The sequence below is a fragment of the Streptomyces winkii genome (assembly GCF_032248595.1).
GTDB classification, from domain to species: Bacteria; Actinomycetota; Actinomycetes; order Streptomycetales; family Streptomycetaceae; genus Streptomyces; species Streptomyces winkii.
This window is the reverse complement of record NZ_JASTTH010000003.1, coordinates 273994-292669: the sequence shown is the minus strand read 5'-3', so window position 1 is coordinate 292669 and position 18676 is coordinate 273994. Positions and strand designations below refer to the sequence as shown.

Annotated in this window: 14 protein-coding genes; 6 read left to right on the top strand and 8 right to left on the bottom strand. The window is 72.5% G+C overall.

The features are described 5' to 3' along the window. The first annotated feature begins 803 nt into the window (after positions 1-803). Positions 804-2018, top strand: coding sequence for an amino acid deaminase/aldolase (locus QQM67_RS09785; RefSeq protein ID WP_314173290.1), 1215 nt, complete (start codon positions 804-806; stop codon positions 2016-2018). A gap of 94 nt (positions 2019-2112) precedes the next feature. Here the strand turns inward: QQM67_RS09785 and QQM67_RS09780 are convergent, their stop codons facing one another. The 4 genes from QQM67_RS09780 to QQM67_RS09765 form a co-directional block, all read right to left on the bottom strand. Further along, a complete protein-coding gene (locus tag QQM67_RS09780; RefSeq protein WP_314173751.1) occupies positions 2113-2952 on the bottom strand; it encodes a DUF2510 domain-containing protein in 840 nt (279 codons plus the stop codon). A 79-nt stretch (positions 2953-3031) separates the two neighbouring features. After that, entirely contained in the window at positions 3032-3838 is an 807-nt protein-coding gene (locus QQM67_RS09775) for a 3-oxoacyl-ACP reductase (RefSeq protein WP_314173289.1), read from the bottom strand. Further along, complete coding sequence (locus QQM67_RS09770) at positions 3835-5220, bottom strand: aldehyde dehydrogenase family protein (protein WP_314173288.1); 1386 nt, start codon at positions 5218-5220, stop codon at positions 3835-3837. Before QQM67_RS09770 ends, QQM67_RS09775 begins: the two co-directional genes overlap by 4 nt. 10 nt (positions 5221-5230) lie before the next feature. Then, entirely contained in the window at positions 5231-6598 is a 1368-nt protein-coding gene (locus QQM67_RS09765; protein ID WP_314173287.1) for a glutamine synthetase family protein, read from the bottom strand. Between the two features lie 85 nt (positions 6599-6683). Between QQM67_RS09765 and QQM67_RS09760 the strand changes: the two genes are divergently transcribed. From QQM67_RS09760 to QQM67_RS09750, 3 genes are all read left to right on the top strand, one after another. After that, positions 6684-7469: a FadR/GntR family transcriptional regulator gene (locus tag QQM67_RS09760; RefSeq protein ID WP_314173286.1), complete on the top strand. Its 786-nt coding sequence runs from the start codon at positions 6684-6686 to the stop codon at positions 7467-7469. Between the two features lie 188 nt (positions 7470-7657). Next, a complete protein-coding gene (eat, locus tag QQM67_RS09755) occupies positions 7658-9166 on the top strand; it encodes an ethanolamine permease (protein ID WP_314173285.1) in 1509 nt (502 codons plus the stop codon). A gap of 83 nt (positions 9167-9249) precedes the next feature. Then, a complete protein-coding gene (locus QQM67_RS09750) occupies positions 9250-10011 on the top strand; it encodes a gamma-glutamyl-gamma-aminobutyrate hydrolase family protein (RefSeq protein ID WP_314173284.1) in 762 nt (253 codons plus the stop codon). A gap of 48 nt (positions 10012-10059) precedes the next feature. Here the strand turns inward: QQM67_RS09750 and QQM67_RS09745 are convergent, their stop codons facing one another. After that, a complete protein-coding gene (locus QQM67_RS09745) occupies positions 10060-10806 on the bottom strand; it encodes a helical backbone metal receptor (protein ID WP_314173283.1) in 747 nt (248 codons plus the stop codon). A 291-nt stretch (positions 10807-11097) separates the two neighbouring features. Between QQM67_RS09745 and QQM67_RS09740 the strand changes: the two genes are divergently transcribed. Continuing rightward, positions 11098-12012, top strand: coding sequence for a 5'-3' exonuclease (locus QQM67_RS09740; protein ID WP_314173750.1), 915 nt, complete (start codon positions 11098-11100; stop codon positions 12010-12012). 218 nt (positions 12013-12230) lie between these two features. Continuing rightward, positions 12231-13085: a siderophore-interacting protein gene (locus QQM67_RS09735; protein WP_314173282.1), complete on the top strand. Its 855-nt coding sequence runs from the start codon at positions 12231-12233 to the stop codon at positions 13083-13085. Positions 13086-13156: 71 nt separating this feature from the next. Here QQM67_RS09735 and QQM67_RS09730 read toward each other — a convergent pair whose 3' ends face one another. The 3 genes from QQM67_RS09730 to QQM67_RS09720 all read right to left on the bottom strand — a co-directional run bounded on the left by QQM67_RS09730 (position 13157) and on the right by QQM67_RS09720 (position 18631). Then, positions 13157-14302, bottom strand: coding sequence for a serine hydrolase domain-containing protein (locus QQM67_RS09730; RefSeq protein WP_314173281.1), 1146 nt, complete (start codon positions 14300-14302; stop codon positions 13157-13159). A gap of 100 nt (positions 14303-14402) precedes the next feature. After that, a complete protein-coding gene (locus QQM67_RS09725) occupies positions 14403-15518 on the bottom strand; it encodes a phosphatidylinositol-specific phospholipase C1-like protein (RefSeq protein ID WP_314173280.1) in 1116 nt (371 codons plus the stop codon). Between the two features lie 302 nt (positions 15519-15820). After that, entirely contained in the window at positions 15821-18631 is a 2811-nt protein-coding gene (locus tag QQM67_RS09720) for a DEAD/DEAH box helicase (RefSeq protein WP_314173279.1), read from the bottom strand. Positions 18632-18676: the final 45 nt, after the last annotated feature.

The following is an 18676-nucleotide window of genomic DNA, read 5'->3' as shown; positions in this document are numbered from 1 at the left end:
CGGGGAGGGGCGCGGAGCCGGCGGAGCCCGCGGAGGTACGGGAGCCGGGCGCGCTCTCGGCGGGCGTGGGCCCGCCCGATCTGCCGCGGTCGGAGGCCGAGCCGTACCCGCCGGAGGTGCCGGGCCCGGAAGTGCCGCCGTACCCGGCGGAGGTGCCGTACCCGGAGGTGCCGCCATTGCCGCCGTTGCCGCTCTGCCCGTCCGTGCCCGTGGCGAACGCCCTGCGGTGCAGCGTCTCGGAGGTCAGCGGCTGCCCGGAGGGCGGCGGGGGCTGGGGAGTTGAAGCGGGCCGGGGAGGTCTCGGCCCGCCGGGCGTGGACGACGCACCGGACCTGTCGGACGGAGCGGGTGGAGCGGACGCGTCGGACGGGGCGGACGAGGACTGCGTGCCGGCAGGCCTGAATGCGTCCGATTCCGTGTCGTGCGGCATGTGTGCGGTGGGCTCGTCTTTCTGGGACTGCCCCGCGGGCGCGCCCTGACGCGGAGGCGCGGAGGGGCGCGGGGGAAAGGCGGGGCGGGGTGGGACCGGGGGACGTGAAGGATATGAGTCCGGTGAAGGGTCCGGGGAGTGCGTGCGGTCGGCGTCAGTGCTCATCTGCACCCCTCCCGCGCGCAGGGCCACCCCGCACGATCCCCTTTCGGGGCATGCCGGTTCGTATCGGACAGCACGCCGCTGGTCCAGACTCATGACAGCGTGCGGCGTAACTCTACGGGGCGAACTGGTGGTCCCGGCAACCCGGTCGGAGAGGTCCGCGGACGGGGCGGGACTGTCCCGGGGGGCTCCGCTCTGGCAAGCTGCCCGGGTGCCCGACGTCACTCCCGGCCCCGCAGCCGACCGTGCCCGCTACGATCGCGCGACCGCGCATCTGGACGCGCCGCTCGCCGTCGTCGACCTGGAAGCGTTCGACGCGAACGCCGCCGACCTGGTACGCCGCGCCCGCGGCAAACCGGTCCGCGTCGCCAGCAAGTCGGTGCGCTGCCGGACTCTGTTGGAGCGCGTACTCGCCCGTGACGGCTTCGCCGGGGTCATGAGCTTCACCCTCGCCGAGTCCCTGTGGCTGGCGCGTTCCGGAATCGACGACGTGCTGCTGGCCTATCCCTCCGCCGACCGGGCCGGATTCGCCGAGCTGGCCGCCGATCCGAAGCTCGCGCAGAGCGTGACGGTGATGGTGGACGACGTCGCGCAGCTCGACCTCGTCGACGCCGCGCGGGACGGCGGTACACAGGAGATCCGGGTCTGTCTCGAACTCGACACCTCGCTGCGGCTTCTGGGCGGCCGTGTCCGGATCGGCGCGCTCCGCTCCCCGCTGCACTCCCCCACCCGGCTCGCGGAGCTGGCCCGCGCGGTGACCCGGCGGCCGGGCTTCCGGCTCATCGGCCTGATGGCGTACGAGGGCCATGTGGCAGGCGTCGGCGACGACGCACCGGGCAACTGGGCGCGCTCGCGCGGCGTGCGGCTCATGCAGAGGACGGCCCGGCGGGAGCTGGCCGCCCGGCGGGCGGCGGCGGTGCACGCGGTGCGCCGCGTCGCCCCTGACCTGGAGTTCGTCAACGGCGGCGGCACGGGCAGCGTGCAGCACACGGCCGCCGAGGACGCGGTCACCGAAGTCGCCGCGGGCTCCGGCCTGTTCGTGCCGCGCCTGTTCGACCACTACACGTCGTTCACGGGACGGCCCGCCGCGCTGTTCGCGCTGCCCGTCGTACGCAGGCCCGGGGTGGGCGTGGTGACCGTCCTCGGCGGCGGTTATCCCGCCTCCGGGGCGCCCGGGGCGGACAGGCTCCCCCAGCCGTACCTCCCCGAAGGGCTGCGCTACGACGGGCAGGAGGGAGCGGGCGAGGTGCAGACGCCGCTGCTCGGTGCCGCCGCCGACGATCTGCTGGTGGGAGACCGCGTGTGGTTCCGGCACGCCAAGGCAGGCGAGTTGTGCGAGCGGTTCGCGGAACTGCACGTGATCGAGGGCGACCGCGTGACCGGTTCCTTCCCGACCTACCGGGGCGAGGGCCAGACCTTCCTCTGAGGCGCCGCGCGGAGAGTGCCCTCCACGCATTCCGGCCACGCCGCCCAGCCCTCGCCCGGCCCTCAGCTGTGCTTCATCGGCGCTTCATCGGTTTTCAGACATTCTCGCTGGAGCCGTCGCCGCCGCCGTCCTCGGTGACCCCTTCGGCCAGTTTGTCCATGTCGCTCAACGGCGGTGCGGACTCGGCGATGTCGAAGCCGGTGCGCATCAGCAGCATCTCCCCGGAGCCGTCGGGGTGCGGGAACGCCACGGACTCGACGTAGGCGTTCGGCTTGGTCTTGTTGACGATCTTCCAGCGCACCCGGTACGCGTCCTGGCCCGCGATCGAGGTCTTCTCGGAGGCGACGGCCTCGTGCGAGGTGATCCCTCCGTAAGTCCCCTTGCTGTAGGCGAGCTTGGCGAACCGGCCGATGTCGTTCTTCGCCACGTCCTCCGCGCTGCCGGTGTCGGTGGGCGCCACGACGATGGCGGACGAGCCGCGCAGGCAGCTCTCCTCCTTGCTGCCGGGGCACTTGTACTTCCCGGTGGTGACCATCGGCCCGAGCGGGTCGTGCTCCCAGCCCTCCAGTACGGGCAGATCGACGCCGACGGCCGGGACGTCGCCCTCCGGCCCGCCCGGCGCGTCCGGGTCCTCCTCCGGTGCGCCCGGCCCGTCGTCGGGCGGGGCCGGCTCGCTGCTGGGCTCGGGGCCGGCCTCGTCGCCCGGAAGGCCGGTGGCGCCCGCGCCGGTGCCGAAGGTGAGCACCGCGCTGACGACGAGGGCCGCGGCGAGCACCCCCGCGCCGACGACCCCGGCGACGAGCGGACCGCGGACGGCCGCCTTCGTACGGGTCTGCCCCGTCCAGGAGGCGCCGTCCCACCAGCGTTCCGCGGAGGGCGAGTTGGCTCTCTGCGCCGGATCGGGATCGGGGTACCAGCCGGGCGGCGTCGTCATGCTCACGCATCGACTGTAGGGCAACAGGTGTACGAAACACACGGTCGCCAACCGGACTGGACCCCCCTCCCGGCCACCGTCAGACAGGCGTCACATACGCCCCGGAGATGCCGCCGTCGACCATGAAGTCCGTCGCGTTGACGAACGAGGCGTCGTCGCTGGCCAGGAAGGCGACGGCGGCGGCGATCTCCTCCGGCTCCGCGAAGCGGCCCGGCGGCACGTGCACGAGCCGGCGCTGCGCGCGCTCCGGGTCCTTGGCGAACAGCTCCTTCAGCAGCGGGGTGTTCACGGGCCCGGGGCAGATCGCGTTGACCCTGATGCCCTCGCGTGCGAACTGCACGCCCAACTCCCGCGACATCGCCAGCACTCCGCCCTTGGACGCGGTGTAGCTGATCTGGGAGGTGGCCGCGCCCAGCACGGCGACGAACGAGGCGGTGTTGATGATCGAGCCGCGGCCCTGCCGCTGCATGTACGGGATGGCGTGCTTGCAGCACAGATAGACCGAGGTCAGGTTCACCTGCTGCACGCGCTCCCAGGCGTCGATGCCGGTGGTGAGGATCGAGTCGTCGTCAGGGGGCGAGATGCCCGCGTTGTTGAAGGCGATGTCGACCGAGCCGTACGTCTCGTGGGCAGTGCGGAAGAGGGCCTCGACCTGTGCGGCGTCGGTGACGTCCGTCTCCACGTACAGCCCGCCGGTCTCCTCGGCCACGGCCTTGCCGCGCTCGCCGTCGACGTCGGCGCAGACCACCTTGGCGCCCTCCGAGGCGAGGCGCCGCGCTGAGGCGAGGCCGATTCCGCTGCCGGCACCCGTGACGACGGCGGTGCGTCCGGTCAGGCGCCGGCACTGGGAGGCTGCTCCCGAGGGGTCGGTGAGCGGTTCGGTCACGGCTGCTCCTCCGTACTGATGAAGACGTTCTTGGTCTCGGTGAAGGCGGCCAGGGCGTCGGGGCCGAGTTCACGGCCGAGACCCGACTGCTTGTAGCCGCCGAAGGGTGTCGTGTAGCGCACGGCGCTGTGCGAGTTGACGGACAGGTTGCCCGCCGCGACGCCGCGCGAGACCCGCAGCGCACGGCCCACGTCGCGGGTCCAGATCGAGCCGGAGAGGCCGTAGTCGGAGTCGTTGGCGATGCGGACGGCCTCCTCCTCGTCCTCGAAGGGGATCGCCACGGCGACCGGGCCGAAGATCTCCTCAGCGCTGCGCCGGTCGCCCGGCCGGCCCTCCAGGACGGTGGCCGGATACCAGAAGCCCTTGCCGCCGGGCACGTCGCCGCGGATCAGCGCGGGCTCGTCCTCGGGGACGTAGCCGCGTACGCGCTCGCGCTGGCGATGCGAGATTAGCGGGCCCATCTGGGTCGCGGGATCGGCCGGATCGCCCGCCACGAAGGTCTTCACGGCGGGCTCCAGCAGCTCAAGGAACCGGTCGTAGACCTGGCGCTGCACGAGGATGCGGCTGCGGGCGCAGCAGTCCTGCCCGGTGTTGTCCAGGAACGAGCCCGGGGTGGCGGTGGCGGCCAGGGGCAGATCGGCGTCGGCGAAGACGATGTTGGGGCTCTTGCCGCCGAGTTCGAGCGTCACGCGCTTCACGCGGGCGGCGCACCTGGCCATGATGTCCTTGCCGACGGCGGTCGAGCCGGTGAAGACGACCTTGGCCACTCGCGGGTGTTCCACCAGCGCCGTGCCGGCCACCGGCCCCTCGCCGGGCAGCACTTGGAAGAGCCCCTCGGGCAGGCCCGCCTCCAGGGCGAGTTCACCGAGCCGTACGGCCGTGAGCGGCGTGGTCTCGGCAGGCTTGAGGACGACGGCGTTGCCCGCGGCCAGCGCGGGGGCGGTGCCCCAGGCCGCGACTGGCATGGGGAAGTTCCAGGGCGCGATGACGGCGACGACGCCGAGCGGTTCCGCGAACGTCACGTCGATGCCGCCCGCGACGGGGATCTGACGGCCGGCGAGCCGCTCGACGCCTCCGGCGGCGTAGTCGAGGAGGTCGCGGACGTTGCCCGCCTCGAAGCGGGCGTTGCCGACCGGGTGGCCCGCCTCCCGCACCTCCAAGAGGGCGAGTTCCTCCAGGTGTTCGTCGACGGTGACGGCGAACCGCCGCAGCAGCCGGGCGCGTTCGGCCGGTGCCAGGGCCGCCCACGTGCTCTGCGCGCGGACCGCCCGCCGTACCGCCGCGTCGACGTCCGCCGGGCCGGCGGCGGTCACCGTCGTGATCAGTTCCTCGGTCGCCGGATTGACGACGGGGAGTTCGTTCGTGTGGTGCTCGTCCCGCAAAGCCCGTTCCTCACATGCGTTCGAAGGAGCGGAAGCGCTCCCAGTCCGTGACGGCCGTGTCGTACGCCTGCTGCTCGACGTGCGCCATGTTGCGGTAGTGCGCGACGACTTCGTCGCCGAACGCCTCGCGCGCGACGGCGCTCTCCTCCCACAGTCCGGCGGCCTCCCGCAGCGTGGTGGGGACGTGCTCCGCGTCGCCGTTGTACGCGTTGCCGGTGCAGGCCTCCGCCAGCTCCAGCTTCCGGTCGACGCCGTGCAGTCCGGCGGCGATCATCCCGGCGGTGGCGAGGTACGGGTTGACGTCGCCGCCCGGCACGCGGTTCTCCAGCCGGTGTCCGGGGCCGTGCCCGACGACGCGCAGCGCGCACGTGCGGTTGTCGGGCCCCCAGGCGACGGCGGTCGGCGCGAAGGAGCCCGGCTGGAATCGCTTGTAGGAGTTGATGTTCGGGGCGTAGAGCAGCGTGAACTCGCGCATGGTCGCGAGCTGTCCCGCGAGGAAGTGCCGCATCGTGTCGGACATGCCGTACGGGCCGTCGTCGTCGGCGAGTACGGGGGCGCCGTTCTCGTCGCGCAGCGAGAGATGGATGTGACAGGAATTGCCTTCCCGCTCGTTGAACTTGGCCATGAAGGTGAGGGCCTGGCCCGCCTGGGCCGCGATCTCCTTGGCGCCCGTCTTGTAGACGACGTGCTGGTCGCAGGTCGTGAGCGCCTCGTCGTAGCGGAAGGCGATCTCGTGCTGGCCGAGGTTGCACTCGCCCTTCGCGGACTCCACCCGCATCCCCGCGGCGCCCATCTCGTTGCGGATGCGGCGTAGCAGCGGTTCGACGCGGCTCGTGCCGAGCATCGAGTAGTCGACGTTGTACTGGTTCGCCGGCGTCAGGTCCCGGTATGCGCGGTCCCACGCCTGCTCGTAGGAGTTCTGGAAGACGATGAACTCCAGCTCGGTGCCCACGTACGCGCTCCACCCGCGCTCCTCGAGACGGTCCAGCTGGCGGCGGAGGATCTGCCGCGGGGAGGCGACGACGGGCGAGCCGTCGTGCCACGCCAGGTCGGCGGTGATCATCGCCGTGCCGGGGTTCCACGGGACGAGGCGCAGCGTGCTGGTGTCGCCGTGCATGGCGAAGTCGCCGTAGCCGCGCTCCCACGAGGACATGGTGTAGCCGTCGACGGTGTTCAGGTCGACGTCCACGGCGAGGAGGTAGTTGCAGCCCTCGGTGCCGTGCTCCAGGACCTCGTCGAGGAAATGGCGCGCTGCGAAGCGTTTGCCTTGCAGCCTCCCTTGCATGTCGGTGAAGGCCAGGGCGACGGTATCGATCTCCTCCCGTTCGACGAGCACGCGCAACTCGTCCACGGAGAGCGGGGGTGTGCGGTCTGCCACGTCTGGCCTCCTGTCGGTCCACGGGAAGTCATAAGGTAGTCCGGAAGACCATTGGTTCGGAAGGGGTTCCGAGGAGGGAGGGCCGGTGAGAGCCGATCACAGTACCGGGCGAGAGGGTTCCGCCGACGAGCTGCCCGAGATCGACCGGCTCGCCGCGGTGCTCCGTCCGGTCCGGGCCGGAAACGGCTTCGAGGAGGCGCTGGAGCAGATACTCCAGATCGTCCGGCTGGGCCTGGTTCCCGACGGCGAACGCCTGCCCGCCGAACGCGAACTCGCCGAACGCCTCGGCATCAGCCGCGTCATGCTCCGCGAGGTGCTCAAGGTGCTCGCCGAGCAGGGCCTGGTCACCAGCCGCCGCGGACGGTACGGCGGGACCTTCGTGCGGCACCCGCAGCCGCCCGTGGAAGGCACCGGCACCGCGGGAGGGCCGGCCCTCGGCGCCGCCGGCCCCGCCGAGGACGTGGACGTACGGGACACCCTGCGCTTCCGCGAGGTGCTGGAGACCGGCGCCGCCGAACTCTGCGCGTCACGCGGCCTGGAGGACGCCGAGGCCGCCCGGCTGCGCGCGGCACTGGACGCCACCCGCAACGCGGCCCTCTCCGACTACCGGCGCAGCGACACCCTCTTTCACCTCACCCTCGTCGAGCTGGCCGGCTCTCCGACGCTCACCGCCCAGTACGCGGCCGTACGGGCAAAGGTCAACGACCTGCTCGGCCGCATCCCGCTGCTGGTGCGCAACCTGGAGCACGCGCAGCAGCAGCACGCGGAGCTCGTCGAGGCCGTCCTGGCCGGCGATCCCGAGCGCGCCCGCGGCGTCAGCCGCGAGCACTGCGCCGGAACGGCCGCGCTGCTGCGGGGATTCCTGACGTGAGCGCCTGCCTGACCGCTCACGCGGGCCGTCACGTGGGCGGTCAGGGCGACTTCGGCGGAGCGGCCCGGCCCTTCGCGCGGCACTCGAAGCGCCGCCACGTAACTCCCGCGTAACGCGCAGGGGGTTGCGCGGCGCCCTACTCGGCGCAAAGGTATGACTCCACACCAATGCCGAGGGTAGGAGCGGTCATGGCCGATGGAACCAAGTCCTCGCACTCGTCGCCCGATACCGGCGCTGAGAGCGCCGAGGCCTATCTCCAGGCGCGCTCGCTCCGGCGCGGCAGCGCCGGATGGCTGCTGCTGACCGGACTCGGCGTCGCGTACGTCGTCTCGGGTGACTACGCCGGCTGGAACTTCGGCCTCGCGGAAGGCGGGTTCGGCGGTCTGGCGATAGCCACCGTGCTCATGGGCACGATGTACACCTGCCTGGTCTTCTCCCTCGCGGAGCTCTCCTCGATCCTGCCGACGGCGGGCGGCGGCTACGGCTTCGCCCGCCGCGCGCTGGGCACTTGGGGCGGCTTCCTGACCGGCACGGCCATCCTCATCGAGTACATCCTGGCCCCGGCGGCCATCGCGGTCTTCATCGGCGGCTACGTCGAATCGCTCGGGCTCTTCGGCATCCACGCCGGATGGCCCGTCTATCTCGTGTGCTTCGTGCTCTTCATCGGCATCCATCTGTGGGGCGTGGGCGAGGCGTTGCGCTTCAGCTTCGCCGTCACCGGGATCGCCGTGGCGGCTCTGCTGGTCTTCTGCATCGGGGCCTTCACGCACTTCGGCGGTGCCTCGGTCAACGACATCGCCGTGGACGGCGACGCGTTCGGCTCCAGCTCGTGGCTCCCGCTGGGCCTGCTGGGCATCTGGGCCGCGTTCCCCTTCGGCATGTGGTTCTTCCTCGGCGTCGAGGGCGTGCCGCTGGCGGCGGAGGAGGCCCGCGATCCGGTACGCGCCATGCCGAAGGCGCTGGCCTGGTCGATCGGCATCCTGGTGCTGCTCGCCGTGCTGACGCTGGTGCCCGCGGCCGGAGCGGCCGGTTCGGACGCCATCAAGGACGCGGACAACCCGCTCGTCGCGGCGCTCCAGGCCGCGACCGGCGGTCATGCGACGACGCTGAGCAGGGTCGTCAACTACGCGGGCCTGGCCGGGCTGGTGGCCTCCTTCTTCTCCCTGATCTACGCCGGGTCCCGGCAGCTGTTCGCCCTCTCCCGCGCCGGATACCTCCCCCGCTTCCTGTCACTGACGAGCCGCCGCAAGGCCCCGTACCTCGGCCTGCTGGTGCCGGGCGCGATCGGCTTCTCGCTCGCCGCCTACACGGGCGACGGCGCGCGGATGCTCAACATCGCCGTCTTCGGCGCGGCCATCAGCTACGTGTTGATGTCGCTGTCGCACATCGTGCTGCGGCGCCGCGAGCCGGAGCTGCCCCGTCCGTACCGGACCCCGGGCGGGCTCGTCACCTCCTCGGTCGCCTTCGTACTGGCCTGTTCGGCCGTCCTCGCCACGTTCCTGGTGGACCCCGCCGCGGCGGGCATCGCCTTCGTCCTCTACGGCGTGGCCGTCGCCTACTTCGCCTTCTACAGCAGGCACCGGCTGGTGGCGGCGGCCCCCGAGGAGGAGTTCGCCGCGCTCGCGGCCGCCGAGGCGGAGCTGGAGCGCGACTCCGACGACGACGATCCGGCCCCGGCTCCGCACGCGCGCTCCTAGAAACGTGCGGCCTGCCTGCGCACCCCGGCGCCCGTAGGCTTGTTGAGCGTACGTACGAGATCCCGCTGCCGGAGGCTTCCGTCATGCAAACCCCGCTGATCGGCGTCAGCACCTACATGGAGACCGACGTCCGCTGGGGCGTGTGGCAGCACGAGGCCGCGGTGCTGCCCGCCGGCTACCACCGCCTCGTACAGCGGGCCGGCGGATGTGCGCTGCTGCTGCCGCCGGACGCGGACGAGCAGGCCGCCCGGATCGTGAGCAGGCTGGACGGACTGGTGATCTCCGGCGGCCCGGACGTCGAACCGGTGCGGTACGGAGCCGAGCGCGAGCCGGACTGCGGCCCGTCGGACGCCGCCCGCGACGCCTGGGAACTCGCCCTGGCGCGGGCCGCGTTGGAGCAGCGCGTGCCGCTGCTGGGCATCTGCCGCGGCATGCAGATCCTCAACGTGCTGCTGGGCGGCACGCTCGTCCAGCACATGGAGGGTCACCGAGGGCACCCGGGCGTCTTCGCCGAGCACGCGGTGCGGCCCGTGGCGGGCACCCGGCTCGCGGAGGTGCTGCCCGGGCCGGTGACCGTACCGACGTACCACCACCAGGCCGTGGCCCGCCTCGGCGACGGGCTCGTGGCAGGCGCGCACGCGGCGGACGGCACGGTCGAGGCGCTCGAACTGCCGGGCGCCGCCCACCCGTTCACGCTGGCCGTGCAGTGGCACCCCGAAGAGGGCGAGGACGTCCGCGTGATGCGCGCCCTGGTGGAGGCGGCACGCACGGCACAGAGCGCACCGGGCGCGCAGACGGCCCCGGCGGCGGCGTCGGCAGCCTCGGCGGCTCCGGCAGCCGGCTGAACGGAGCCTCCGCGCGCCGCGATCCGCGGCCCGCCGGCCGCCCGTCCCTCAGCCCAGCGCCTTGCGCAGCGCCCCCGCGAGCGCGCCCGGAGCCTCCGTCAGCGACGGCCCGTACCAGGTGAGAAAGCGCCCGCTGACCAGTGCGGCGGGCAGGCCGGGAAAGGCCTCCGGGCCGTCCTCCGCGGTGAAGCGGTATGGCTCGTCCGGCAGTACGACGAGATCGGCACGGCCCGGCCCGTTCAACTCGCCGACGGGTACGCGCGGATAGCGATCGGCATGCCGGTCGTAGACGTTGCACACTCCGAGGTGCGCCAGCAGCGCACCGGCGAAGGTGTCGCGGCCCAGCACCATCCACGGCCGGCGCCAGACGGGCACGACGGCCCGCACGTCGAACTCCGCGCTCACCTCGCGCCACGCGTCCTCCGCGTCGTCGAGCCAACCGGGGCGCGGCAGTCCGCAGCCCGCCGTGAACATCCGCTCCAGTTCGGCGAACGCCTGCGGCAGCGTGCGTACTTCGGTGACGAGGATCTCCACTCCGGCGGCGCGCAGCGCGGCGAGATCGCTCTCCCGGTTCTCCTCCTCGTTGGCGACGACGAGATCAGGGCCGAGTGAGACGATCCGCGCGACGTCCGGGTTCTTTGTGCCGCCGATGCGGGCGGCCTCCAGCCCGGGCGGATGGCTGCACCAGTCGGTGACGCCGACCAGGAGTCCGGGCGCTGTCGCCGCCAGCGCCTCGGTCAGGGACGGGACGAGGGAGACGACGCGTCGCACGGTGCCGGTACTTCTGTGCGCCATACCGGCACCGTACGCCCCCCGTGCGGCCCAAGGTGCCGCTCCCCCGTACGGCGGCCCGCCTCGCGGTGGTCGCCCGCCGGGATGCCCCGGCGGCCGGGAGGCGCGTTCCTCGTACGGAGAAGAGCGTAGACCCGGATCGGCCGATGAGGCAGGCCAATTCGCGCCACCCGTGCACGCGGGGCGGTGGCCGCGGCACCTGTGTGGCGGCCCTCCCCGCTGCGTCTCGGCGGCCCGGTTGTCGGACCCGTACGGCATCATCGGTGCGTGACTACGACGACCGCACGACGCCTGATGCTCCTGGACACCTCGTCCCTCTACTTCCGTGCCTACTTCGGGGTGCCGGACTCGGTGAGGGCGCCCGACGGCACCCCGGTCAACGCGGTGCGCGGGCTGCTCGACTTCATCGCGCGGCTGGTGAGCAACCGCGGCCCGGAATCCCTCGTGGCCTGCATGGACTTCGACTGGCGCCCGCAGTGGCGCGTCGAGCTCATCCCGTCGTACAAGGCGCACCGCGTCGCCGAGGAGGTGGCCGCCGGTCCTGACGCGGAGGAGATCCCGGACACGCTCAGCCCCCAGGTGCCGGTCATCGACGAGGTGCTGGACGCGATCGGCATCGCCCGTGTCGGCGCGGCGGGCTACGAGGCGGACGACGTCATCGGCACCCTCACCGCCCGCGCCGACTCGCCCGTGGACATCGTCACCGGCGACCGCGACCTGTTCCAGCTGATCGACGACGAGCGGGGCGTGCGGGTGCTGTATCCGGTCAAGGGCGTGGGCACCCTCGACGTCTACGACGGCGCGGCGCTGCGCTCCAAGTACGGCGTGGACGGCGGGGGTTACGCCGATCTGGCCCTGCTGCGCGGCGACCCGAGCGACGGGCTGCCCGGCGTGCAGGGCATCGGCGAGAAGACCGCCGCGAAGCTTCTGGAGCGCTACGGCGACCTGGCGGGAATCATCGCCGCGGCCGAGGACCCGGGCTCCGCGATCACGCCCGCACAGCGCAAGCGCCTCGCCGAGGCGCGTCCCTATCTGGCCGTGGCGCCGAAGGTGGTGCGGGTCGCGGGAGACGTCGAGCTGCCCGAGTTCGACGCCTCGCTGCCGGTCGAGCCGCGCGATCCGCGGGCCCTGGACGCGCTGGCGGAGCGGTGGGGGCTGGGCGGCTCGCTGGAGCGGCTGCTGAACGTGCTGGCGGAGAGGGCGCGCTGAACCGCGTCGGCGACCGCCGGGGCCCGCAGCCCCCGGGCCGGTACGGGCCGGACCGCCGCGGGGCTCTTCCTCGCTGAGCCGGTCCCTCGCCGAGCCGGTACGGGCCGGTCCGCGCGAGGCCGTGAGCGGGCCGGAGTGGTACGTTGGGAGAACTTAGGTAACCCTAACCACCCTGGTCTCTCCGATTTCCCGCTTCCGCGCCCTTCCTGGAGTCCCACGTGGCAGACCGCACGGCCCGCAGCAAGAATCTGGTCCACCACGCCCGCGTGGTCCGCACCGAGCAGTTGACGCCGCACATGGTGCGCGTCGTGCTCGGCGGCCCCGGCCTGGCGGAGTTCGAGGCGGGCGAGCACACGGATCACTACGTCAAGCTGCTCTTCCCGGTCCCGGGCGTGGAGTATCCCGAGCCCTTCGACATCGCCCGCATCCGAGCGGACTTCCCGCGCGACCAGTGGCCCGTGACCCGTACGTACACGGTGCGGACCTGGGCGCCCTCGGCGAGGGAGCTGACGCTCGACTTCGTCGTCCACGGCGACGAGGGCCTGGCCGGACCGTGGGCGCGGAGCGCACGGCCCGGCGACGAGATCCGCTTCCTCGGCCCGGGCGGCGCCTACTCCCCCTCGCCGGACGCCGACTGGCATCTGCTCGCCGGCGACGAGAGCGCCCTGCCCGCCATCGGCGCGGCGCTCGAAGCGATGCCCGCGGACGCGTGCGTACGGGCGCTGATCGAGGTCGAGGACGCGCGCGAGGAGCAGAAGCTGAGCGCCCCCGACACCGCGAGCGTGGTGTGGCTGCACCGCCGGGGGGCCCGCGTCGGGAAGGCCCTGATCGAGGCCGTACGGGCGCTGGAGTTCCCGCCCGGCACGCCGCAGGCGTTCGTGCACGGTGAGGCGGGCTTCGTGAAGGAGCTCCGCCGCCATCTGCGCCTCGAACGCGGCCTGGAGCGCGATCAGTTGTCCGTCTCGGGCTACTGGCGACTGGGCCACGACGAGGACGGCTGGCAGGAGTCGAAGAAGGAGTGGAAGGCCCAGGTGGAGGCGGAGCAGGAGGCTCCGGGCAGCTCGCGGCCCTGACGGACACCGGGCCGCGGACCCTGGGGCCGCGGGCGGTGACACCGCCCGGCCTCGCCCCGGTCGGCGGGCGGTCAGGCGCCGAGACAGCCGCGCAGGGCGTCGGTCAGCCGCCTGGCGCGGGCGTCTCCGTAACCGATCATCCGGTTTGCCACGTACCCGAAGCCCACGCCCGCCTCGTCGTCGCCGAAGCCGAACTGGCCTCCCGCTCCGTCGTTGGCGAAGCTGCGCGCACCGAGCAGCGGGCGGGACTCCGAGTCGAGCAGGAAGCCCGATCCCCAGCGCTGGCCGAGGTCGAGTCCGGACCACGTCTCGCCCGACGAGGTCTCACGCACGGCCGCGCCGACGGTCTCCGCGGCGAGCAGCCGCGGCCCTCCGTCGATGCCCGTCACCGCCGCCGCGTACAGCCCGGCGAGCCCGCTCGCGGAGGCCGCGCCGCCCGCCCCCGGCAGCTCCATGCCGAGCAGCGCCGGATCGTTCCACCCGTGCGGCTCGTCGAGCCCGGGGAAGGTCAGCGCACCGTTCATCGTCACAATGCGCGTGATCAGCGAGTCCGGGGGCGGCAGTTCGGGACGCCCCTCGGCCTCGACCAGCCGTGCCAGGTCGCCGGTCTCCGCGCGGGGCACCGCGATCCAGGCCCGCAGCCCCAGCGGATCGCCGACGGTGCGGCGGAAGTACGCGCCCGGGGTGAGCCCGGTGATGCGCCGGACGACCTCCCCGATGAGGAAGCCGAAGACGTGGCCGTGGTACTCGTACGCCGTGCCGGGCTCCCACAGGGGCTTCTGCTCCTCGATGGCCCGGATCACGGGCGTCCATGCGGCGATCTCCTCGAATCCCGGCGACCGGTCCAGCACCGGCAGCCCGGCCCGGTGCCCGAGGACCATTCGGCAGGTGACGGCCTCCTTGCCGTGCTGCGCGAACTCGGGCCAGTAACGGCTCACCGGCGCGTCGAGGTCCAAGTGGCCTTCCTGCGCGAGGAGATGGGCGCACAGGCTCACGATGCCCTTGGCGCAGGAGAAGACCGGGACGGCCGTCTCCTGGCGCCACGGCCGCCCGGTGCGCTCGTCCGCGATGCCGCCCCACAGATCGACGACTTTGCGTCCGCCCACGAACACCGCTACGGCCGCCCCCAGTTCGGGCGCTTCGGCGACGTTGCGTGAGAAGGCGTCGGCGACGGCTCCGAAGCCCTCGTCCGCCCACCCCTCGCCGTGCTGAACCATGGCGCCGCTCCCCCGTTCCGTGTCGTCGACGTTCCGTGTGTCATCGACGCGGTCACGGTACGGGGGAGCGGCCGGGCCCCACGAGCGGTTTTCCGGGAGCTCAGCGCTCCATGCGGACGCCCGGGCACACCGGCTCCGGAGCCGTGACCGGATTGCACCTCACCGGGCCGCTGCCACGCGGGAGTTCGGCCACGTAGTCGGAGCCGTAGCGTGCGGCGAGACCGGGGACGGGGAAGTCGGTCGAGACCATCTGGGCGCCGGAGGCGAGCGCGTCGCGCAGCATGCCGGTGTCGCCGCCGGCCGCCTGGTCGAGCGGTTCGTCGGAGCGGGTCCGTACGAAGTAACCCTGCTTCACCAGATCCTGGATGACGGCCTTGTTGGGGCCGGTCGGATCGTTGACCTTCATGAACGCGGCGTCGGGGCGGCCCGGTTCGGAGTCGGTGAACAGCACCCTGCCCTGGAGGCTCTCCCGGCCGCCGGCACGGTAGGCGTCCTGGAGCTTCTGGTCGTCGTTGTCCATCAGGAACATCACCTTGCCGCGGGCGGCGGACAGCCGGGGCCAGCCGTGCTCGCGCACGGACTCCTCCAGCGTCTCGCCGGGGCGGCGGATGTCGTCGGCCGTCAGCGTCGCGTCGTCCGGGAAGACGGTACGGATCTCGGCGTCCAGCGCGTCGAGCATCTTCGTGTCCCAGGGCGGGCTCTTCGCGCCGCCGCGGGCCTCCATCTCCGGGTCGGTCTCCTTGAGTTCGAGGAGGACGGGCACCGGGACGTGGCCGGGGCGCCGCTCGGACCACTGCTTCACCTGCGTCAGGCAGCGCTTCAGGCTGACGCAGCTGCTGTGGTAGTCGAAGTCGGCCCAGTGCATCACCTTGAAGCCCGGCTCGCGCAGCTCCGGATCGTCCTGCGGGGGCAGCCCGGCGTCCTTGCGGATCAGGGGGTCGGCGTAGAGACCGCCGTCCGGGTCGGGGAAGACGTCCAGCTCGATGCCGCGGGCCTGCTGGCGTGAGAACTGCATCGGCAGCGACGCGTGGCTGTAGAGCAGCGTGGAGAAGCCGGGGTCGTGTCGGGCCATCAACTGCTGCTCGGCGAAGGGTGCTTCACGGTGGTAGCTGTTGTGCGTGGCCATCGCCTGGATCTGGGTGACGCGGAGTCCGTCGGCCCCGGACGGCGCCTGAGCGGGCCGTGCTGCGGGCGACGCCGACGAGAGCGTCGCCACCGCGGCGAGGGCGGCCGTCGCGGCCGCCCAGCGCCCGGCCCGGGACCGGGACGAGAGCGACGGCGCGGGCGGCGACGTCGACGCGCTCCGGGGTCTGACGCCGAGCCGGAAGCCGCGCCCGAGTCTTCCTCTGAACCTGCGCCTGGCACTGGATCCGGACGTGGTGCGCACATCGGCCTCCCGCGGCACGAGACATCAGGGCGCGATGTACATGCCCGCACGGCGCGCCCGGCCAACATGCGCCACCTCCGGGCCTGTTCAGCTGTGCGGAGCCCGCGAGCCGTTCGGCGGCCCCCGCCGGGTCAGCCCACGCTCGTGTACGCCACGACCCCGCGCCGCATCGACTCGAGCGCCCTGCGCGCGTTCTTCGCCACGTCCCCGCCGTCCGGCGCCGCCACCGCTATCTGCCCCAGCACGTCGATGCACTGCTTGCACCAGCGCACGAAGTCTCCGGCGGGCATGTCGGCGTCGCGCAGCACCGAATCCAGGCCGTGGCCCTCGGCCCACCGGTACGCGGCCCAGGCGAAGCCCAGATCGGGCTCGCGCTGACCGACGCCCTCGGTCTGGCTGATGCCGTGCTCCTCCTCCAGCGCGTCCAGACGGCCCCAGATGCGGACCATCTCCTCCAGGGCCTCGCGTGCGCCGCCACCCGGCAGCTTCGGCGGCAGCGCGTCGTCGGCAGCACGCGACTCGTACACCAACGCCGAGACGCAGGCGGCCAGTTCGGACGGCGGCAGGCCCTCCCAGACTCGGTCGCGGAGGCACTCGCTCGCCAGCAGATCCAGCTCTCCGTAGAGCCGCGCCAGCCGGCGTCCGTCCTCCGTGACCTCGTCGCCGCGGAGGTAGCCCAGCTCCGTCAGCAGCGCCGAGACCCGGTCGAAGGTGCGGGCGATGGTGTTCGTACGGCCCTCGATCTTGCGCTCCAGCTGGCGCGTGTCCCGCTTGAGGCGGTGGTACCGCTCCGCCCACCGGGCGTGGTCCTCCCGCTCGTCGCAGCCGTGGCAGGGGTGGCGGCGGATCTCGGCGCGCAGCTTCGCGATCTCCTCGTCGTCCGCTCCCGCCGCGCGCTGCTTGCGGTGCCGCGGAGGCGCGTGGTGCCCGGCCTTCGTGCGGAGGGCCGAGGCCAGGTCGCGGCGCGAGGCGGGGCTGCGGGCGTTGAACGAGCGCGGGATGCGCATCCGCTCCAGCGGCTCGACGGGCACCGGGAAGTCGATGGCCCCCAGCCGCTTCACCTGCCGCTGCGCCGTCAGTACGAGAGGACGCGGCCCCTCCTGCTGCTGCCAGCCGCGGTGCTGTGCGGGACCGCGGCCGCCCCCGCCCGTCCCGGGGTCGAGGACCAGCGCCAGCCCGGCGTACTTGCCCGTGGGCACATGGATCACGTCGCCCGGCTTCAGCTTCTCCAGCGCCGCGGCCGCCTGAGCCCTGCGCTGCAACGCGCCCTGCTTGGCGAGTTCCGTCTCGCGGTCCTTCAGCCGGCGGCGCAGCCGCGAGTACTCCTCGAAGTCGCCGAGGTGGCACGTCATGGACTCGCGGTAGCCCTCCAGGCCCTCCTCGTTGCGCTGCACCTGCCGGGAGATGCCCACGACCGAGCGGTCCGCCTGGAACTGCGCGAAGGACGTCTCCAGCAGTTCACGCGAGGTGTGCCGCCCGAACTGGCCGACGAGGTTGACGGCCATGTTGTACGACGGCTTGAAGGACGACCGCAGCGGATACGTGCGCGTGCCGGCCAGCCCCGCCAGCGCCCCCGGGTCCATGCCGCGCTGCCACAGCACCACCGCGTGGCCCTCGATGTCGATGCCGCGGCGCCCGGCCCGTCCGGTCAGCTGTGTGAACTCGCCGGGCGTGATGTCCGCGTGCTGCTCCCCGTTCCACTTGACCAGCTTCTCCAGCACCACCGAACGGGCCGGCATGTTGATCCCGAGCGCGAGGGTCTCCGTCGCGAAGACGGCCTTGACCAGGCCCCGTACGAACAGCTCCTCCACGACCTCCTTGAAGGTGGGCAGCATGCCCGCGTGGTGAGCCGCGATGCCCCGCTCCAGGCCCTCCAGCCACTCGAAGTACCCGAGGACGTGCAGGTCGGAGTCGGGGATGTCGGCCGTGCGCTCCTCGACGATGTCGCGTACGCGCGCCCGCGCCGCGCTGTCGTTGAGCCGCAGCCCGGCGTAGAGGCACTGCTGCACCGCGGCCTCGCAGCCCGCACGGCTGAAGATGAAGGTGATGGCCGGAAGCAGGCCCTCCGAGTCCAGCCTGTCGATGACCTCGGGGCGGCCCGGCGTCCACACGCGCGCTCGCTGGCGCCGCTCCCGCTCCCGGTCGGCCTCTCTGCGCGGGCTGCCGCGGCGGCGGTCGCGCGGACCGGTGATGCGGCTGTTCTCCATGCGGGCCATGCGCACCAGGTCGGGGTTGACCTCGCGCTTGTCGCCCTTCTCCTCGAACAGGTCGTACATGCGGCGCCCCGCCAGCACGTGCTGCCACAGGGGCACCGGCCGGTGCTCGGAGACGATCACCTCGGTGTCGCCGCGGACGGTGTCCAGCCAGTCCCCGAACTCCTCGGCGTTGGAGACGGTGGCCGACAGCGAGACCAGCGTCACCGATTCGGGAAGGTGGATGATCACCTCTTCCCAGACGGCGCCGCGGAACCGGTCGGAGAGATAGTGCACCTCGTCCATGACCACGTAGCCGAGACCGGCGAGCGCCTGAGATCCGGCGTAGAGCATGTTCCGCAGGACCTCTGTGGTCATGACGATGACGGGGGCGTCGGCGTTGACGCTGTTGTCCCCGGTCAGCAGGCCCACCCGGTCCGCGCCGTGCCGCCTGACCAGGTCGTTGAACTTCTGGTTGGACAGCGCCTTGATCGGCGTCGTGTAGAAGCACTTGCGGCCCTGCGTGAGCGCGAGATGCACGGCGAATTCGCCGACGATCGTCTTGCCCGAGCCCGTCGGCGCCGCGACCAGCACTCCCTTCCCGGCTTCGAGCGCTCGGCACGCCTCGATCTGGAACTCGTCGAGATCGAAGTCGTACAGGTCACGGAAGGGGGCGAGAGCGGTGGCCTGCTCTGCGGCGCGCAGCCGCGCCAGTGCATACCGCTCTGCGGGGGAGAGGTCCTCGGTCATCGTGACTACGAGCCTACCGGGCACCTCCGACACCGCTCACGATCA

Bases quoted from the DNA above. Each gene is read 5' to 3' on its own strand.
- QQM67_RS09780 (WP_314173751.1), bottom strand. From the start codon at position 2,952: ATGACGACGCCGCCCGGCTGGTACCCCGATCCCGATCCGGCGCAGAGA.
- eat (WP_314173285.1), top strand. From the start codon at position 7,658: ATGGCCGATGGAACCAAGTCCTCGCACTCGTCGCCCGATACCGGCGCT.
- QQM67_RS09750 (WP_314173284.1), top strand. From the start codon at position 9,250: ATGCAAACCCCGCTGATCGGCGTCAGCACCTACATGGAGACCGACGTC.
- QQM67_RS09745 (WP_314173283.1), bottom strand. From the start codon at position 10,806: ATGGCGCACAGAAGTACCGGCACCGTGCGACGCGTCGTCTCCCTCGTC.
- QQM67_RS09740 (WP_314173750.1), top strand. From the start codon at position 11,098: ATGCTCCTGGACACCTCGTCCCTCTACTTCCGTGCCTACTTCGGGGTG.
- QQM67_RS09730 (WP_314173281.1), bottom strand. From the start codon at position 14,302: ATGGTTCAGCACGGCGAGGGGTGGGCGGACGAGGGCTTCGGAGCCGTC.
- QQM67_RS09720 (WP_314173279.1), bottom strand. From the start codon at position 18,631: ATGACCGAGGACCTCTCCCCCGCAGAGCGGTATGCACTGGCGCGGCTG.